Raw genomic sequence first — 18,099 nt, 5'->3', positions numbered from 1 at the left:
CAGGCTGTTCGGTCCCGTCCTATGGCTTATGTTCCGCGCAGGTCAGCAACAGGAACAGCCAGATGTCCACCGATCCCCTTGTCGTTTTCACCCCCTCGGGCAAGCGCGGGCGCTTTCCCAAAGGCACGCCGGTTCTGACTGCGGCGCGGCAATTGGGGGTCGATCTCGACTCGGTTTGCGGCGGGCGGGGGATCTGTTCGAAATGCCAGATCACGCCGGGCTATGGCGAGTTTTCCAAGCATGGCGTGACGGTGCAGGACGGCGCGCTGTCGGAGTGGAACAGCGTCGAGGAGCGCTATGACCAGAAGCGCGGGCTGAAGCCGGGGCGGCGTCTTGGCTGTCAGGCGCAGGTCATGGGCGACGTGGTGATCGACGTGCCGGCTGAGTCTCAGGTCCACAAGCAGGTGGTGCGCAAGGCCGCCTCGGCCCGTGTGATCGAGATGGACCCGGCAACGAAGCTCTATTTCGTGGAGGTCGAAGAGGCCGACATGCACGAGCCGACCGGCGATCTGGAACGGCTGGCGCGGGCGCTCAAGGCTGAATGGGGCATCGACGCCATTCGCGCCGATCTTTCGCTGCTCTCGAAGCTGCAACCGGTGCTGCGCAAGGGCAAGTATCAGGTGACGGTGGCGCTGCATCGCGGCCATGCCGAGGATGCCGCGCAGGTGCTGGAAATCTGGCCGGGGCTGCATGAGGGCGGGCTTTATGGCCTCGCCATCGACCTCGGCTCCACCACCGTCGCCGCGCATCTCACCGATCTGGTGACCGGCGAGGTGAAGGCGTCGTCGGGCATCATGAACCCGCAGATCCGCTTTGGTGAGGACCTGATGAGCCGGGTCAGCTATTCGATGATGAACCCCGGCGGCGACAAGGAGATGACAGCGGCGGTGCGCGACGCGATCAACACGCTGGCCGAGGAGATCGCCAAGGAGGCGGAGATCGACGCAGGCCTGATCGTCGAGACGGTGTTCGTCTGCAACCCTGTGATGCATCACCTGCTGCTCGGGATCGACCCGGTGGAACTGGGGCAGGCGCCGTTTGCGCTTGCCACCTCAAGCAGTCTGACATTGGGCGCCAAAGAGCTTGACCTTGCTGCCATCAACCCGCGTGCGCAGGTCTATATCCTGCCCTGTATCGCGGGCCATGTGGGGGCGGATTGCGCCGCCGTGGCGCTCAGCGAAGAGCCGGGCAAGTCCGAAGACCTCGCGCTCATCGTCGATGTGGGGACCAATGCCGAGATTCTGCTGGGCGACAAGACCCGGGTGTTGGCGTGCTCTTCGCCCACCGGCCCGGCGTTCGAGGGCGCGCAGATTTCATCGGGGCAGCGTGCGGCACCGGGGGCAATCGAGGCCATCCGCATCGACCCGGCAACCAAGGAACCGCGCTTTCGCGTGATCGGCTCTGACAAGTGGTCGGACGAGGACGGCTTCGACGCCGAGGTCGGCGCGGGCGGTATCACCGGCATCTGCGGGTCAGGCATCATCGAGGCGGTGGCGGAACTGCGTATGGCGGGGCTCTTGGACGAGAGCGGCCTGCTCGGATCGGCCGAGGCCACCAGCACCGCGCGCATGATCCCCGAGGGGCGCACGCATTCCTACCTCATCCATGACAGCACAGAGCATGGCGGCCCGCGTGTGACCGTGACCCAGGGCGATATCCGGGCCATCCAGCTTGCCAAATCTGCGCTCTATGCGGGCGCACGCCTGCTGATGGACGAACGCGGCGTGGACAAGGTCGACCGCGTCGTGCTGGCCGGGGCTTTTGGCGCGCATATCTCGCCCAAGCACGCGATGGTTCTGGGGATGATCCCCGATGTGCCGCTGGACAAGGTGACGTCGGCGGGGAATGCCGCCGGAACCGGCGCGCGCATTGCGCTCTGCAACGTCGCCGCGCGGCGCGAGATCGAGCGCGTGGTCGGCGAGATCACCAAGGTCGAGACCGCGATCGAGCCGAAATTCCAGGAGCATTTCGTCGCCGCCAACGCGATCCCGCACAAGACCGACCCGTTCCCGGAACTGGCCAAGATCGTGCCGTTGCCAAACCCGTCCTTCAACACGCATGGCGACGGCAGCGACGGCGGACGGCGCAAGCGCAGACGCGGGTGAATACCCAAGGCCGGATGTGAGATCATGCGGTCGGGTCGATCTGCGCATTTGGCCTGATGCTGCCGTTGAAGCCTGCCCGCGCGGCACCCTTGGTGCGTGTCGCGGGCATATTTCAATATCCGCTCCGGGCCCTTATCCCTCAGACTTCTGCCGCCCGTTACCCGGATCGCTGCTTTCCTCCAGCTGCGACAGCAGCATGGTCTGCAATTCCTGCTCCAACTCGCGCGCGCGCTTGATATAGGCCGCGTTCTCGACGGTGGGCGTGTCGGGATCCCATAGCGCGGCCAGGTCGCGCACCGACCTGCGGTCATGCTGGTAGAACGTCTTCTCGACCTCCGCCGCCTCGAACTCGGTCAGCCCCATGTTCTCCAGCACATAGCGCCCGGCGCGCAGCGAACTGTCGAACACCTCGCGCACGATGTCATCCGCCCCCGCCTGATAGAGCCGGAACACATGCGTGCGGTCGCGGGCGCGGGCGATGATATGCAGGTCGGGCCGTTCGCGGCGGGCAAAGCTGACCAGCCGCACCACCGCATCGGGACTGTCGAGCGTGGCCACCAGCACCTTGGCCTCCGCCAGCCCCGCCGCATGCAACAGGTCAGGCCGCGTCGGATCGCCAAAGAACCCCTTGACGCCAAACCGCCGCATCCGCTGGATTGCGGCCAGGTCATGATCGAGCACCACCGTCTCGAAGCCGCTGGAGCGCACCAGCCGGTTGACCACCTGCCCGAACCGCCCGATGCCGGCGATGATCACCGGCCCGGTGCTGTCGATCTCGTCGGCGTCCGGCGTCTCGGCGGTCTCGGTAATGCGCTTGGACAGCCAGTCATAGAGGATGAACAACAGCGGCGTGATCAGCATCGTCAGCGCGATCACCAGCAGCAGGATCTCGCCCATGCCGCGCGGCAGCACGTTCTGCTGATTGGAAAACGAGACCAGCACGAACCCGAATTCCCCGGCCTGCGCCAGCGACAGCGTAAAGAGCCACAGATCCCGCCCGCGCAGCGCAAAGATGCGCCCCAGCCCGTAGAGAATAACGCCCTTCACCAGAATGAGCGCCGCCGCCATGCCGAAGATCATGACCGGTGCGCCGAACAGCACCTCGAAATTGATCCCGGCGCCCACGGTGATGAAAAACAGCCCCAGCAGAAGCCCCTTGAACGGCGCAAGATCGCTCTCCAGCTCGTGCCGGAATTCGCTGTTGGCCAGCACCACCCCCGCCAGGAACGCGCCCAGGGCAGGCGACAGCCCGACCAGCATCATCAGGAACGAGATGCCCACCACGATCAGCAGCGCCAGCGCGGTATACATCTCGCGCAGCCGCGCTGCGTGAATGAATCGAAACACCGGCCGGGTCAGGTAAACCCCTGTCAGGATGATCGCCACCACGGCCGCGATGGTCACCAGCGTCGCCCCCCAACCCGGCAGGCTGGCGATGAAACTTTGCGCGGCCTCATGCGGCGCGGCGGTCGCGTTGCCATGCGCCGCATCCGTTTCGGCGCCGCGCAGTAGCACACCGCTCAGCACCGCGTCGGCCCCCTTGGGCAGCGCCAGCAGCGGCAGAAAGGCCAGCATCGGAATGACCGCGATATCCTGCGTCAGCAGCACCGAGAAGGACGACCGCCCGCCGCCTGTCTGCATCAGCCCCTTTTCCGACAGGGTCTGCAGCACGATGGCGGTCGATGACAGTGCAAAGATCATCCCGATGGCGAGCGCCACGCTCCAGCCTTGCCCGAAATACATCGCCCCGCCCATCACGGCGAGCGTGGTCAGCGTGATCTGCAAGCCCCCCAGCCCGAGCAGCCGGTGCCGCATGTCCCATAGCGCGCGCGGCTCCAGCTCCAGCCCGATGAGAAACAGCATCATCACCACGCCGAATTCCGCCACATGCTGCAACTCGGTGGTCTGATGTCCGCCCACCAGCCCGGCAATCGGGCCGATGATGATCCCGGCAGCCAGATAGCCCAGCACCGAGCCAAACCCCAGACGCGAGGCGATCGGCACGGCGATCACCATCGCGCCGAGGAGGATCGTGGCTTGAAAGAGGAAACCTTCCATCGGGGCCTACCGGGTCAGAATATGCGAGGTGTGCGCAGCCTAGCCCTTCGGCATCCGCAACACCACATCCCGCCCGCGTTTATTGTAGCGTAATTCGCTGTCGCCTATGGCCGAGACCTGCCCGCCGTCCATTCTGTCACCAACCTGCACCTTTTGATAGCGCCCGTTCGACAGCCGCACCAGCGCGCGGCGGTTCGACGGGCTGCCATAGACGCCGATCAGATTGACCTGTCGCATGTTGATCGCGTTACGCTCGGTGGCACTGCGCGCGACCGAGGTAGAGCTTGGAATGCGCGGCGCCACGGTCGCGGCAGCGGCGCTCTGTTGCGGGGCCTCGCGCACGATCCGCTCGAAATCACCGGGCCGCGTGCGCGGCTTGAGCGAGGCGGCGACAGCCTGCGGGGTCGCGTCAGATGCCGCGTCCTCCACCGCCTCGGCAAGGGCGGCAGCCATGGCATCGGGATCGGGGGTCACGGCAGCGGCGGCGGCCTGCACAATGACCTCGGGTCGGGTGCGTGGCCGCAGGTCCGACAATTCGGTCCGGGTGCGCCCGCCAAGCGCGCCGCGCTCCTGTTGCTCGATCAGGTCGCCGGGCCGCGACCGGGGGCGGATCCCCGACAGCCGCTCCAGTTCCGCCGCCGCCTCGGCGGTCAGCGTGAGACCGGGCACCGGCACCGCACGCGTGGGCGTGTCGGGCGGGATCACCGGCGGCGGCCCTTCGCGCACCACGACGCCGTCAGGGGTCAGCGCGCCCTCGGGCGTCGGCACCACGAAGCCACGCGCATCGAGCGTGAACTGCGTGCCGGGCGGGGCCGGTGCGGCGGGCGTCGCGGGCCGCGCATCGGGGGCCAGCTCCGGCACGGCCGGAAGCGCCACGGCATCGCCTATCGGCACATCCTCGTCGATCGAGGTCAGGTAGAAATCGTCGATCGTGCCCGCCTCGGGCTCCTGTGGCGGCGCGGGCGGGGTCTGCCAGATGCCCGTCACCGCGTAGCGCGCGCGGGCCTCCTCCGGGGTCAGCGGCCCGGCGACCGGGTCGGGCTCCGCTGCGACCTCGGGGCTGGCCTCGGGCTCCGGGGCAAGGGCGATCTCGGGCTCCGGCAGGGCTGCGCGCGGCGCGACCTCGGGAACCGGGTCCGCGACGACGGTGTCACGCGGCTCCGGCACGGCAGTCTCAGGCGCCTCCGGCACAGATGCCGGTGCGGCAATTTCCGGGATCTCCGGGGTGAGCGCGATTTCCGGCTCCGCCCCGCGCAACAGCCGCCCCACGCCCGAGTCGGGAAAGATCGTCGCCCAGGCCGCGACACCGACCATCAGCAGGATCAGCGCCGCCGTCAGTATCACCCCTAGGAATCTTGGCTTGCCCCGCTGTCCGCGCTGCGAACTGCGCGCGCCAAAGATCGTCATCCGATCCGCTTCGTCCTCGGGCGGGGCCAGTCCGGCACCTTTGGTGGATGCGACAGGGGGCGTGTCATCCTCGACGCCGAAAAAGCCCGGCTCGGCGCGCGCCACCGGCGTGGGCGGGACCGGCTCGGCCCGCCGCGACCGACGCGAAAAGAAGCCGATAGCGCCCCGGTCACCGGCGGCTGCGTCATCCGGCCCGCTGTCTGGGGTCGGCGCAAGGCTCGCAGCGGCAGGCCCGGGGGTGGCCTCACCCTCGACCGGCGTCGTCTCATGGCTCTCGGGGGCCGCGCGCGCCGCCCCGGCCAATATCGGCGCACCGGTTGCGGGCGCATCGCGCTCCGCCCGGATCGAGGTAAAGGCGACCGCGCTTTCGGCCTCGGGTCGCGGCTCGGCCTTTTGCGCCGGCCCGGTATCGGCCTCCGCCCTCTCTGCCGCCTCCGGCGCATCGCCCTCGGGCTCCGGCGCGGGCGGCTCCGGCGCGGGCGGCTCCTCCGCGTCCGGCGCATGCGCCACACCGTCCGCTGCCTCCTCCACCGGGTCCGGCACCGCTTCGGGCTCGGGCATCCGCGCCGCGCCGATGATCTCGAGCGGTGCTGCGTCCCGCTCCACCGGGGTCTCGGCACAGCTGGTCTCGCCAAAGAACGGCTCCGTCCCGAACCCGTCGCCCATTGGCCGGGCCACGAAACTCACCGGGTTGAACCGGTGATCGGTGGCAAAACTTTCCGCCTCCTGCAACGTCTCGCGCGCCACCGCCGCCACATAGAGCCGCGCCCCCTCGACATTCCAGTCAAACGCCAGATCCTCCAGCGCATAGGGCGTCGCCCCGTCAAGCGCCTCTGCCGCCGCCGCGTCATAATCGCCATAGGGCGCACTGCTCGCGGGCAGATCGAGATAGCGGATCTGTTCGTCGGGAATGATCAGCTTGCACGACAGGCCCGACGCATCCAGCGCCGCCGCCTTTTCGCGCAACGCCGCGAGGTCCGCGTTCAGATCATCGCAATCGAGCGCGACCTCGCCCACCAGATGCCAGCCCGACGCACCTGCCCGATGCAGCAGGCGGATACCGTCGAAAGACAGGGACAGGGCAAAGTTCGGTTTCATGCGCAACGCTGTAACACCGCTCGGGGTCATGCGGGAGTCATCCCGCGTCGAACCCCGATCCTACAGCACCAAATCGCCGAGGCAAAGGGTGGAAGCGAGGTAGAATAATAGCCCTCACGCGATGTCAAAGCACCAACCTCTTTGGCTGCGCAGTCCTGCATGGCGCGACAATCCCGACACCTGCATAGGGCGCGCCTTCACTGCGCATCAACCGATCCCATTGCACGGCACGCCCCTTCCCAAATCGCCTATGGCGGGTATGGTGAGGGCAGATCACGAGTTAGGGGGTATCAATGCCGCAAACAGGAATGGATTGGTGGGTGGTCGCCGGGGTCTTGGTGGCCGTGGTCGGTGTTTGGATCGCTTGGCGGCAATACCGCAAAGGCAAACCAACCACCCAAAACACGATCAAAGGCGGCCATCGCAACGCGCAACAGGGCGGTTCCGGGTCAACCGTGAATCAAATCGAAGACGGCGATGATAACGAGCAGCGTGGCTAAATGATGCGCCCCAAGACGGAAAACTCCATCACCGATGGCTCGGGCAACGCGCAGATCGGCCATAATACCGGTGAAATCCATATCGGCCTGACATTCGAACAGCACCAACAGGCGCTGAACGAGGCCTTGAAAGCCAAGACCGATGATTTGGAACGCGCCCATGGCGCGGAAAAGGATCTTATTCGCCGTGAAGCGGATGAATTGCGCGGGCGCTTGGCCGACGTTGAAAAAGACTATCACGAACGGCTTGAAGAACTGCGCCAAACAAAGGCCGAACTCGCAAGATACCAAAATCGGTTTGAGCAAGAAAAATTCGACGCCGCCAATGCTGCTTTGGATCGTGACGACAGCAGCCTTGCCGAGGCGCTGTTCAAGGAATTGCTGGAAGCGTCACAGGCCCGGCGCGAGGACGCCGAACGCGACGAAGCCAGCCTTCATTATCGCCTTGGAAAAATTGCGGAAGATGCTGTGCGGTGGCACGACGCCTACACACACTACAAATGCGCGACTGATTTGCATGAAACCTTTGATCATCTGTCCGCCTACGCCCGCATGACATGGCGGCTGGCCAAAGGGTCGGAGGCGATCCCGCTGCATGAAAGGTTGGTGGACTGGGCCAAATCCGACCATGGCGTAAACGGCACTGAGTTTGCCATCTGCCTCAACAACCTCGCCGGGGTGGTGCAGGCGCAGGGGCGGTATGCGGAGGCCGAGGCGCTTTACCGCGAGGCGCTTGAGATTGACCGCGCGACAATTGGGGAGGGGCATCCGAGCTATGCCATCCACCTCAACAACCTCGCCGGGGTGGTGCAGGCGCAGGGGCGCTATGCAGAGGCCGAGGCGCTTTACCGCGAGGCGCTTGAGATTACCCGCCAGGCGGTTGGGGAGGGGCATCCGAGCTATGCCACCCGCCTCAACAACCTCGCCGGAGTGGTGGAGGATCAGGGGCGGCATGCGGAGGCCGAGGGGCTTTTCCGTGAGGCGCTTGAGATTAGCCGTGCGACGATTGGGGAGGGGCATCCGAGCTATGCCACCCGCCTCAACAATCTCGCCGGGGTGGTGCGGGCGCAGGGGCGGTATGAGGAGGCCGAGCAGCTTTTCCGTGAGGGGCTTGAGATTGACCGTGCAACGCTTGGGGAGGGGCACCCGGACTATGCCACACGCCTCAACAACCTCGCCGGGGTTGTACAGGCGCAGGGGCGGTATGCGGAGGCCGAGGGGCTGTACCGCGAGGCGCTTGAGATTGACCGCGCGACGATTGGGGAGTGGCATCCGGGCTATGCCACCCGCCTCAACAACCTCGCCGGGGTGGTGCAGGCGCAGGGGCGGTATGAGGAGGCCGAGGGGCTGTACCGCGAGGCGCTTGAGATTACGCGCGAGGCGGTTGGGGAGGGGCATCCGAGCTATGCCATCCGCCTCAGCAACCTCGCCGGGGTTTTGGTGACACAAGACAAACCCGAGGAAGCGCGGCCCTTGATTGAGCAAGCCTTGCAGATTTTCCGCGCCACTCTGCCGCACGATCATCCGCATATCGGGGTGGTCGAAGAGCACATCGCCAATCTGCCCTGAGCCAAATCCGAAACCGTACAAAACGCCCGTATGTTTCGTACGTTCCCCACCGTGCGCCCTGTTAACCCGCCCCCGCACCGCATCGGCACCGTTGCGATACCGACAGGATACCGACGCGATACAGACCGCCGAAAATCGCGGATCGCCCTTGTTAATCAGGCGAATCCTGCCCCGATTCGCACGCGCCGCGCGCCCCGAGTCAGGTTTCGTTAACCAATGCCCGGCGCGGCTCAGCCCGCCGCTTTTGCCAGCGCCTGCTCCAGATCGGCGATGATGTCATCCGCATCCTCGATCCCGATGGAAATCCGCACCACATTGGGTGCTGCCCCGGCAGCGACCTGCTGCTCTTCGGTCAGCTGCCGGTGCGTGGTCGAGGCCGAATGGATGATCAGGCTGCGGGTGTCCCCGAGATTGGCCACGTGGCTGAACAGCTCAAGGCTGTCCACCAGCCGCACGCAGGCATCATAGCCGCCCTTGAGCGCCACGGTGAACAGGCCCCCCGCCCCCTTGGGGCAGATCCGCGCGACCCGGTCATGCCACGGCGACGAGGGCAGCCCGGCATAGGTAACCCCTTCGACAGCCTCATGTTTTTCCAGCCACCCGGCGACCCGCTCGGCATTCTCGCAATGCCGCTGCATGCGCAAGGATAGCGTCTCGATCCCCATCAGCGTGTAATGCGCCGCCTGCGGATTGAGCGTCATGCCCAGATCGCGCAGCCCCACGGCGATGCCGTGAAAGGTAAAGGCAAGCGGCCCGAACGTCTCGTGGAACTTGAGCCCGTGATAGGCCGGTTCCGGCTCGCTGAGCGACGGGAACTTGCCCGAGGCCGACCAGTCGAACTGCCCGGAATCGACCACGACACCGCCTGTCACCGTGCCGTTGCCGGTCAGGAACTTGGTCATCGAATGCACCACCAGCGTCGCGCCATGCTCGATCGGGCGGCACAGATACGGCGTGGCCGAGGTGTTGTCGACGATCAGCGGCAGCCCGGCCTTGTCCGCGATGGCAGAAATCGCATCAAGATCAGTGATATAGCCGCCGGGGTTGGCGATGGACTCACAGAACACCGCCCGGGTATCCTTGTCGATGGCCGCCTCGATCGCATCGGTATCATCGAAATCGACAAACCGCGCCGACCAGCCGAACCGCTTGATCGTCTGGCTGAATTGCGTGATCGACCCGCCATAGAGCCGGGTGGAGACCACCACGTTCAGCCCCGGCCCCATCAGCGGAAAGAGCGCCATGATCTGCGCCGCATGCCCCGAGGAACAGCACACCGCCCCCGCGCCGCCTTCCAGCGTCGCGACGCGCTCCTGCAACGCGGCCACGGTCGGATTGGTCAGGCGGGAATAGATATAACCCACCTCCTGCAGGTTGAAGAGCGCCGCCGCGTGTTCGGCATCGCGGAATACGTAGGCGGTCGTCTGATAGATCGGCACCTGCCGCGCGCCGGTCGCCGGATCGGGCCGCGCGCCCGCATGAATTTGCAACGTGTCGAAACCGTAAGCCATGTGAAGGATCCTCCCTTGGGAAATACTTGCAAACCGGGTTAAGCCATTGAAAGGTGCCCCGCAACAGGCATGAGGAGTCTCGACATGGCACACCCGTTTCATCTGGCGATCAACGTGACCGATCTTGACGCGGCGCGCGCGTTTTATGGCGGGCTCCTGGGCGGCGTCGAGGGGCGCTCGACCGAAACCTGGGTCGATTTCGATTTCTTCGGGCATCAGCTGTCGCTGCATCTGGGCACGCCCTTTGCCACCGAGGCCACCGGCAAGGTCGGCGATCACATGGTCCCGATGCCGCATTTCGGTGTGGTGCTGCCCCTGTCTGACTGGCAGCGCGTGGCCGGACGGCTGAGCGCAGCGGAGGTCGATTTCGTGATCCCGCCCTCGGTGCGCTTCGAGTGCGAGCCGGGCGAGCAATGGACGATGTTCTTCCGCGACCCGTCCGGCAACCCGTTGGAGTTGAAAGGCTTTGCCGAGATGGACGCGGTCTTCGCCGCGTAAGTATCCGTCGCGCACCCCCCGTTGCACATCCGGTCCAACACCCTAAAGTGCCGCACAAAACCGCGACGAGGGAACAGGACATGCAGAAACGACCGTTGGGGCGCACCGGCATGGAGGTGAGCGCGCTCTGCCTCGGCTCGATGACATGGGGCGCGCAGAATACCCCCGCCGAAGGCCACGCGCAGATCGACCGCGCGCTGGAGCGCGGGGTGAATTTCATCGACACCGCCGAGATGTATCCCACGGCGCCCGTCCGCGCCGAAACCACCGGGCGCACCGAGGAAATCATCGGCGACTGGATCGCCCGGACGGGGCGGCGACAGGACGTGATCCTCGCCACCAAGCATTCCGGCATCGGCTTTGCGAATGCCCGCGATGGCGCACCGATTTCCGCGGCGACCATCCCCGAGGCGATCGAGGGGTCGCTAAGGCGGCTGCAGACCGATCACATCGACCTCTACCAGTTTCACTGGCCCAACCGAGGCAGCTACATGTTCCGGCAAAACTGGAGTTTCGATCCCTCGGGGCAGGACCGCGCCGAGACGCTCGCCCATATGGAAGAGGCGCTCGACGCTTTGCAGCGCGAGGTCGACAAGGGCCGCATCCGCGCCTTTGGTCTCTCCAATGAGAGCGCCTGGGGCACCGCGCAATGGCTGCGGCTGGCAGAGGACGGGCATGGTCCGCGCGTGGCCTCGATCCAGAACGAATATTCGCTGATGTGCCGCCTGTACGATACCGATCTGGCAGAGTTGAGCGTGAACGAGGATGTCGGGCTTCTCGCCTTTTCACCGCTCGCGGCGGGGCTGCTCAGCGGCAAGTATCAGGGCGGCGCACTGCCCGAAGGCTCTCGCATGACGATCAACACCGATCTGGGCGGGCGCAAGGGGCCGCGCACCTTTGAGGCGGTCGAGGCCTATCTCGGCGTGGCGCGCAAACACGGGCTTGATCCGGTGCAGATGGCGCTCGCCTGGTGCCTGACGCGGCCCTTCATGTGCTCGGCCATTTTCGGGGCAACCAGCATGGATCAGCTCGATCTCGCGCTTGGTGCAGCGGATATCACCCTCGGCGATGAGGTGCTCTCTGATCTCGACGCGGCACACCGCGCTCATCCCATGCCCTATTGATCCTGCCCCCCTTGTCTGGGGGCACGGCCCGGCGTATACGCGCGCCCTGACCCAGAAGGAGCGAAAGCCATGGTAGGCAGTGCCAATCTCAACGTGATGCTGAAAGCCGCGCGCAAGGCGGGGCGGGCGCTGGCCAAGGATTTCCGCGAAGTCGAGAACCTTCAGGTCTCGATGAAGGGCGCGGGCGATTTCGTCAGCCGCGCCGATATCGCCGCCGAAAAGATCCTCAAGACCGAATTGATGGGCGCGCGCCCGACCTATGGCTGGCTGGCCGAAGAGGGCGGCGAGGAGCCGGGCAAGGACCCAACCCGCCGCTGGATCGTCGACCCGCTCGATGGCACCACGAATTTCCTGCACGGGCTGCCGCATTGGGCGGTGTCGATCGCGCTCGAACACAAGGGCGAGGTGGTCGCGGGCGTGATCTATGACGCCAGCAAGGATGAGGCGTTCTTTGCCGAGAAGGGCACCGGGGCCTGGATGAACGAGGGGCGGCTGCGCGTTTCCGGCCGTCACAAGATGATCGAGGCGATCTTTGCCACCGGCCTGCCCTTTGGCGGGCGCGCGGACCTGCCCGACACCTTGCAGGATCTGGCCCGGCTGCTGCCCAGCTGTGCGGGCGTGCGGCGGTGGGGATCGGCGGCGCTCGACATGGCCTATGTGGCGGCGGGGCGCTATGATGGGTTCTGGGAACGGCGCCTGAACGCCTGGGATCTGGCGGCGGGCGTGATCATCGTGCGCGAGGCAGGCGGTTTCGTTGAGCCGATCACCAAAGGGGCCGACATCTTGGGCGACGGCGAGGTGATCTGTGCCAACGAGGCCCTGTTCGACAAGTTCACCAAGGCGATCCGGGGCTGAACGGCCCCGGGCTTAACCAACCTTTTACGAATCTGACGGATGATTCACCCCATCGACCCACGGAATCGGATCGAAGTCACGCGGGTTTACCCCGTCAAGCGCGCCGAGGTTGACGCCATATTCAGTCGGGTCCGAGCGGCGCTGGTGATGGGTATAAATCCCGCAGGTCTTGCAGAAGTAATGTTTCGCGGTGCCGGTGCCCCATTGGTAGAGGGTTAGGTTTTCGGCCCCCCGCACGATCTCCAACTGGTCGAGAGGCACCGAAACCGCAGCGGCCCCGCGCCGTCTGCAAAAGGAACAATCGCAGCGGCGGGCGGTCTCGAATGCCTGCGACAGCCGCACGCGCAATTCGACGGCACCACAATGGCAGGTGGCTTTCAGCGGCTCGGTCATCGGCGTTTCCGAACCCGCGGGATCGGGGTGCGCCGGGTGGTGTAATCGGTCTGCGGATAGGGCGGTTTGCCGTCATGCAACTCCCAAAAGCGCGGCCCGCCCAAACGCAGGAAGACCGGCAGCGTCAGCACGACACCGGCCACGAACCCCCCGGCATGCGCCCAATAGGCGACACCGCCGGTCTCGGCGCTGGTCCCCAGCCCTGCGAAGACCTGAAACCCGAACCACAGTGCCAGCATCAGTGCCGCCGGGATCGTGATGACCCGAAAAAAGATAATGAATATCAGCAAGATATCGACCCGTGCGCGGGGGAACAGTAACAGATACCCTCCCATCACCCCGGCAATCGCGCCCGATGCGCCCACCGTCGGCACCATCGACCCGGGACCGCCGAGAATCTGCGCAAGGCTCGCCGCCAGCCCCGACGCGATATAGAAACCGAGATAGGGCAGGTGGCCCATCCGGTCCTCCATATTGTCGCCGAAAATCCACAAAAACAGCATGTTACCCACCAGATGCATCACACCGCCATGCAGGAACATCGAGGTGAGCAGGCCAGTATAATTGCCTGCCTGTGTGACCTTGGCCGGTACCATCGCCCAGTCGTCGAAAAACAGCATCAATGCGCGCTGATCCGAGAACAGCGACCAGTAACTGAGGAAGATCAGCACGTTGAGCGCGATCAGTGCGTAGGTCACGTAGGGTGTGCGCCCCGAGGGGTTATGATCGCGGATCGGAAACATGAGGGGAAGCTAGCGCGGAACGCGAGCGACGAAAAGGCGGCGCGTGCATGCCGTTGTGCAATTTGCGCAGGAACCGGGTCGCGGTCTGTGCTGTTCGGTGCTCAAATCGCCAGAGACCAAGAGTTATGCCAATGACCCAGACCGCGATTGCCCTGTTCCTGTTTCTCTTGCCGCTGGCCTACAGTCCCGGCCCGGGAAACCTGTTCTTTGCCGCCAATGGGGCACGTTTCGGCGTGTGGGCGACGCTCCCGGCAAGCCTTGGCTATCACGTCGCCACATGGCTGGTCACCGCAGCCATCGGCTTTGGTGCGCTGCGCGCGCTTGACGCGGCCCCGGCGATGTTCAGTGTGCTCAAAATCGCAGGCGCGCTCTATGTCCTTTGGATCGCGGTCGGGCTGCTGCGCGCGGGACGGCACGATACCAGCGAGGACGCGCAACCGGCGCTGTTCCGTGACGGCGCGATGCTATTGCTGCTCAATCCCAAGGCCTATGTGATCATCGCGCTGATGTTCACGCAATTCCTCGACGTTCCCGGACCTGACCGGACGTTGTTGGTTCTGGGGATCACCACGCTGTTCACGCTCAACAATCTCGTTGCGTTCACGGTTTGGACGATGATGGGCGCGCAGTTGGGCGCGCTTTTCGCCCGCGCAGGAAGTGCGCGGGCGATGAATATCGGGTTCGGTCTGACCCTTGGGGCTGTGGCCGTGTGGATGCTGCTGGCCTAGACGGCTGCGCTCAGGACATGCCACCCAAGAGCGCCGCATTGCCCCCGGCCGCCGTTGTATCGACACAGACATGCCGCTCATGCAGGGCGTGGCCGGTATCGGGCAGCCCGGTGATCAGCGGCAGGATCGGGCCCGCGCGCTCGGCCAACGCCTGCGCATATGCGCGGGCGTCGCGGTCGTCGCCCCACCAGAGCGCGCCTGAAAGCCCGCCCATGGTCTTGAGCGCATGCGGATCGACACGGCCCGACGCCTCGACCGCGACACCGCCAAGATCCGCGACCGCGCGAGCCTGCGCCGCTGCTGCCTCCTTGCCCGGCCCAAGGCACAGAAGCGCCGGACGCAGATGCGTGGTCAGCCGGTTCGACTCGCCGGTAGGTCCGGGCAGGATGAGCGCCTCACGCGGGCTGTGCGGGGCGGCATTGGCGGCGTCGAGCGCCTTTTGCACGGCGGCAACGGGCATGGCCTCGTCCCACTTCTGTCCCTCCACGGGCGCCGGATGCGCGCAGAACCGCGTGAGGTAATGCGGCCCGCCCGCCTTGGGGCCGGTGCCCGACATGCCTTCGCCGCCGAACGGCTGCGATCCGACGATGGCGCCGATCTGGTTGCGGTTGACATAGATATTGCCCGCATGCACCGCCTCGGTCACGTGCTGAACGCGGTCGTCGATCCGGGTCATCAGACCGAAAGTGAGGCCATAGCCGGTAGCGTTGATCGCACCGATCACCTTGTCGAGGTTGCGCGACTTGAAGGTCGCGAGATGCAGGACCGGGCCAAAGATCTCGCGCTCGATATCCTCGATGCCGCCGACCTTGATCAGCGTGGGCGCGACGAACGTTCCGACATTCGGGGTCTTGAGTTCGTGCAGGAGCCGCCCGTCTGCGCGGGCCTGCTGGATATGTTCGGCAATACCCGCGCGGGCCTCTTCGTCGATCACCGGGCCGCAATCGGTCGAGAGGTGCCAGGGGTGGCCGACATGCAGCGCGTCCATCGCACCGGTCAGCATCTCGGTAAAGCCCTCGGCAATGTCCTCCTGCACGTAAAGACATCGCAGCGCCGAGCAGCGCTGCCCGGCGGACTGAAAGGCGGATTCGACGATCGCCTGCACCGCCTGTTCGGGCAGGGCGGTGCTGTCGACGATCATCGCGTTCATCCCCCCGGTTTCCGCGATAAGCGGCGCGCCGGGTGCGAGGTTCTTGACCATTGCCGCGCGGATTTTCAGCGCCGTGTCGGTCGAGCCGGTGAAGGCCACGCCGCCGACGCGCGCGTCCGAGGTGAGCGCCGCGCCGACCTGTCCCGCGCCGGGCAGGAGTTGCAAAGCCGTGTTGGGCACGCCCGCCTTGTGCATCAGGCCGATGGCCAGATGCGCGATGAGCGGGGTCTGCTCGGCCGGTTTCGACAGCACGGCGTTGCCCGCCGCAAGCGCCGCCGCGATCTGGCCGGTGAAGATGGCGAGGGGGAAGTTCCAGGGGCTGATGCATGTGAAGGTGCCGACCGGTTCGGCTTCGGGCGCGTTGGCCGCGTAGTACCGCAGGAAATCCACCGCCTCGCGCAACTCAGCCACGGCGTCGGGAATGGATTTCCCGGCCTCACGGTGCAGGATCGCGAAAACCTCGCCGTAGTTCTCCTCGTAGAGATCGGCCACTTTGTTGAGGATTTTGGCGCGTTCGGTCGCTGTGGCGTCCCACGGCTTGGCTGCTGCAAGCGCCGTCTCGATATCCGCCTCAGAGGCCCAGGCGACGGTGCCAGGGCTGTCGGCGGGATCGGCGGGGTTCTCGACGCGCTCGGGCGTCTCTGGCTGCGCCTTGCTCGCCAGCAACGGCGCGGCCTCCCATGCCTGCGAGGCATAGGGCGCGCGCGCGGCCTCAATGGCGTCGAGCGTCGGTTGGTGTGTCAGGTCAAACCCAAGCGAATTGGGTCGTTCAGGCTGGAACAGATCGGGCCCGGTGGGCAGGTGCGGCTGCGGATCATCCACCGCCTCAAACGGGTCGCGGGCGACGGTTTCGGGGGCCACATCCTCATCCACGATCTGGTTGACGAAGCTGGAATTTGCCCCGTTTTCCAAGAGGCGGCGCACCAGATAGGCCAGCAGATCGCGATGCGCGCCCACGGGGGCGTAGATGCGGCAGCGGGTGCCTTCGGATTTCAGGATGATGTCATGCAGCGCCTCACCCATGCCGTGCAGGCGCTGGAATTCGAAGGTGGATTTATCCGTCGCCATGTCGAGGATCGCCGCTGCCGTGTGGGCGTTATGGGTTGCGAATTGCGGATAGATCCGGTCGGTCATCGCCAGCAGTTTGCGGGCATTGGCGATATAGGAAATGTCGGTCGCGGGTTTCGAGGTGAAGACCGGAAAGCCGTCCACGCCTTCGACCTGCGCGCGCTTGATCTCGGTGTCCCAATAGGCGCCCTTGACCAGCCGCACCATGATCCGGCGGTCGAGCCTCACAGCCAGATCGTGCAGGTAGTCGAGCACGTGGGCGGCGCGTTGCCCGTAGGCCTGCACCACCACGCCGAACCCGTCCCAACCGGCAAGTGCCGGCTCCGAGAGCACGCTCTCGATCACGTCGAGCGAGAGCGCGAGGCGGTCGGCCTCTTCGGCGTCGATATTGAGGCCCATACGCGCGGATTTCGCCAGCAGCGCGAGCGAGCGCAGGCGCGGCACGAGGATGTTCATCACCTCGTCGCGTTGTGCCACCTCGTAGCGCGGATGCAGCGCCGAGAGTTTCACGGATATGCCGGGATTGTCGCGGATGTCCTTGTTGGTGCAGGCATTGGCGATGGCGCTGATCGCACGGGAATAGCTGAGATGATAGCGGGTGGCGTCGGCATCGGTGCGCGCGGCCTCGCCCAGCATGTCGTAGGAATAGGAATAGCCCTTCTTCTCCATCCCCGCCGCGCGGTCCATCGCGCCCTGAATGGTCTCGCCCAGCACGAACTGACGGCCCATTTCCTTCATCGCGCGGCCTGTGGCGGTGCGAATGACCGGCTCGCCCAAGCGCTTGATGGCTCCGCGCAGATGGCCCACCGGGCCGGGCTGTTCGTCCTTGAGCACCTTGCCGGTCAGCATCAAGGCCCAGGTCGAGGCATTGACCAGCGGAGAGGTGGAATGGCCCATATGTTTGCCCCAGTCCGAGGGCGCGATCTTGTCCTCGATCAGGGCATCTATCGTTTCGGCGTCTGGCACCCGCAGCAGCGCCTCGGCCAGACACATCAGCGCGATGCCCTCGTCGGTGGACAGGCCGTATTCCGCCAGAAACACCTCCATCAGCCCGGTATCGGACCGGCCGCGAATGTCGCGCACAAGCTGTGCGCCGCGGGCGCAGATGCGCGCGCGATCTTCGGGCGAGAGGTCGGCGATCTCGGTCAGGCGGGTGAGCGTCTCGGCCTCGTCGGCATAGGTGCCAAGGTCGATGGCGCGGCGGATATCGGTGTCATACGGCATGGCTACTCCCCCATGATTGATCGCATGATGCTACCATCATTGTCTAAGTGACTTTTCCCGATTAGGGT

The 18,099-nt window shown here is 65.6% G+C and carries 13 protein-coding genes; 6 read left to right on the top strand and 7 right to left on the bottom strand.

What is annotated here, in order from left to right; genetic code table 11:
* Nucleotides 1-62: 62 nt before the first annotated feature.
* On the top strand, nucleotides 63-2,105 hold the full coding sequence (locus tag PVU19_RS16635) for an ASKHA domain-containing protein (protein WP_050662054.1): 2,043 nt from the start codon (nucleotides 63-65) through the stop codon (nucleotides 2,103-2,105).
* Between the two features lie 132 nt (nucleotides 2,106-2,237).
* On the opposite strand, the gene PVU19_RS16630 is transcribed toward PVU19_RS16635, so the two are convergent.
* The 3 genes from PVU19_RS16630 to PVU19_RS16620 all read right to left on the bottom strand — a co-directional run bounded on the left by PVU19_RS16630 (nucleotide 2,238) and on the right by PVU19_RS16620 (nucleotide 7,474).
* Nucleotides 2,238-4,163, bottom strand: coding sequence for a cation:proton antiporter domain-containing protein (locus tag PVU19_RS16630; protein ID WP_050662053.1), 1,926 nt, complete (start codon nucleotides 4,161-4,163; stop codon nucleotides 2,238-2,240).
* A 39-nt stretch (nucleotides 4,164-4,202) separates the two neighbouring features.
* Entirely contained in the window at nucleotides 4,203-6,668 is a 2,466-nt protein-coding gene (locus PVU19_RS16625) for a hypothetical protein (protein ID WP_050662052.1), read from the bottom strand.
* 449 nt (nucleotides 6,669-7,117) lie between these two features.
* Nucleotides 7,118-7,474 (bottom strand): hypothetical protein, encoded by a 357-nt coding sequence (locus tag PVU19_RS16620; protein ID WP_160316353.1) that lies wholly within the window; start codon nucleotides 7,472-7,474, stop codon nucleotides 7,118-7,120.
* 27 nt (nucleotides 7,475-7,501) lie between these two features.
* On the opposite strand from PVU19_RS16620, the gene PVU19_RS16615 reads away from it, so the two are divergent.
* A complete protein-coding gene (locus PVU19_RS16615; protein WP_160316352.1) occupies nucleotides 7,502-8,737 on the top strand; it encodes a tetratricopeptide repeat protein in 1,236 nt (411 codons plus the stop codon).
* A 230-nt stretch (nucleotides 8,738-8,967) separates the two neighbouring features.
* On the opposite strand, the gene PVU19_RS16610 is transcribed toward PVU19_RS16615, so the two are convergent.
* Entirely contained in the window at nucleotides 8,968-10,248 is a 1,281-nt protein-coding gene (locus tag PVU19_RS16610) for an O-acetylhomoserine aminocarboxypropyltransferase/cysteine synthase family protein (RefSeq protein ID WP_050662049.1), read from the bottom strand.
* A gap of 84 nt (nucleotides 10,249-10,332) precedes the next feature.
* Here PVU19_RS16610 and PVU19_RS16605 point away from each other — a divergent pair, with 84 nt between their 5' ends.
* The 3 genes from PVU19_RS16605 to PVU19_RS16595 all read left to right on the top strand — a co-directional run bounded on the left by PVU19_RS16605 (nucleotide 10,333) and on the right by PVU19_RS16595 (nucleotide 12,725).
* A complete protein-coding gene (locus tag PVU19_RS16605) occupies nucleotides 10,333-10,746 on the top strand; it encodes a VOC family protein (protein ID WP_050662048.1) in 414 nt (137 codons plus the stop codon).
* An 80-nt stretch (nucleotides 10,747-10,826) separates the two neighbouring features.
* Nucleotides 10,827-11,870 (top strand): aldo/keto reductase, encoded by a 1,044-nt coding sequence (locus tag PVU19_RS16600; RefSeq protein ID WP_050662047.1) that lies wholly within the window; start codon nucleotides 10,827-10,829, stop codon nucleotides 11,868-11,870.
* 69 nt (nucleotides 11,871-11,939) lie between these two features.
* Nucleotides 11,940-12,725, top strand: a complete 786-nt coding sequence (locus PVU19_RS16595; RefSeq protein WP_050662046.1) for an inositol monophosphatase family protein — start codon at nucleotides 11,940-11,942, stop codon at nucleotides 12,723-12,725.
* A 24-nt stretch (nucleotides 12,726-12,749) separates the two neighbouring features.
* Here PVU19_RS16595 and PVU19_RS16590 read toward each other — a convergent pair whose 3' ends face one another.
* Together PVU19_RS16590 and PVU19_RS16585 are read right to left on the bottom strand one after the other, a co-directional pair.
* A complete protein-coding gene (locus PVU19_RS16590; RefSeq protein WP_139194517.1) occupies nucleotides 12,750-13,118 on the bottom strand; it encodes a GFA family protein in 369 nt (122 codons plus the stop codon).
* The gene (locus PVU19_RS16585; RefSeq protein WP_050662045.1) at nucleotides 13,115-13,861 is read right to left on the bottom strand and encodes a rhomboid family intramembrane serine protease; all 747 of its coding nucleotides are present in this window, start codon (nucleotides 13,859-13,861) and stop codon (nucleotides 13,115-13,117) included. Before PVU19_RS16585 ends, PVU19_RS16590 begins: the two co-directional genes overlap by 4 nt.
* A 131-nt stretch (nucleotides 13,862-13,992) precedes the next feature.
* Here PVU19_RS16585 and PVU19_RS16580 point away from each other — a divergent pair, with 131 nt between their 5' ends.
* Nucleotides 13,993-14,589, top strand: coding sequence for a LysE family translocator (locus PVU19_RS16580; protein ID WP_050662044.1), 597 nt, complete (start codon nucleotides 13,993-13,995; stop codon nucleotides 14,587-14,589).
* 10 nt (nucleotides 14,590-14,599) lie between these two features.
* On the opposite strand, the gene putA is transcribed toward PVU19_RS16580, so the two are convergent.
* The gene (gene putA / locus PVU19_RS16575) at nucleotides 14,600-18,031 is read right to left on the bottom strand and encodes a bifunctional proline dehydrogenase/L-glutamate gamma-semialdehyde dehydrogenase PutA (RefSeq protein ID WP_050662043.1); all 3,432 of its coding nucleotides are present in this window, start codon (nucleotides 18,029-18,031) and stop codon (nucleotides 14,600-14,602) included.
* Nucleotides 18,032-18,099: the final 68 nt, after the last annotated feature.

Source organism: Roseovarius tolerans (assembly GCF_028885395.1).
GTDB classification, from domain to species: Bacteria; Pseudomonadota; Alphaproteobacteria; order Rhodobacterales; family Rhodobacteraceae; genus Roseovarius; species Roseovarius tolerans.
The sequence above is the reverse complement of the archived record's forward strand: the minus strand, read 5'-3'. Positions and strand labels throughout refer to the sequence as shown.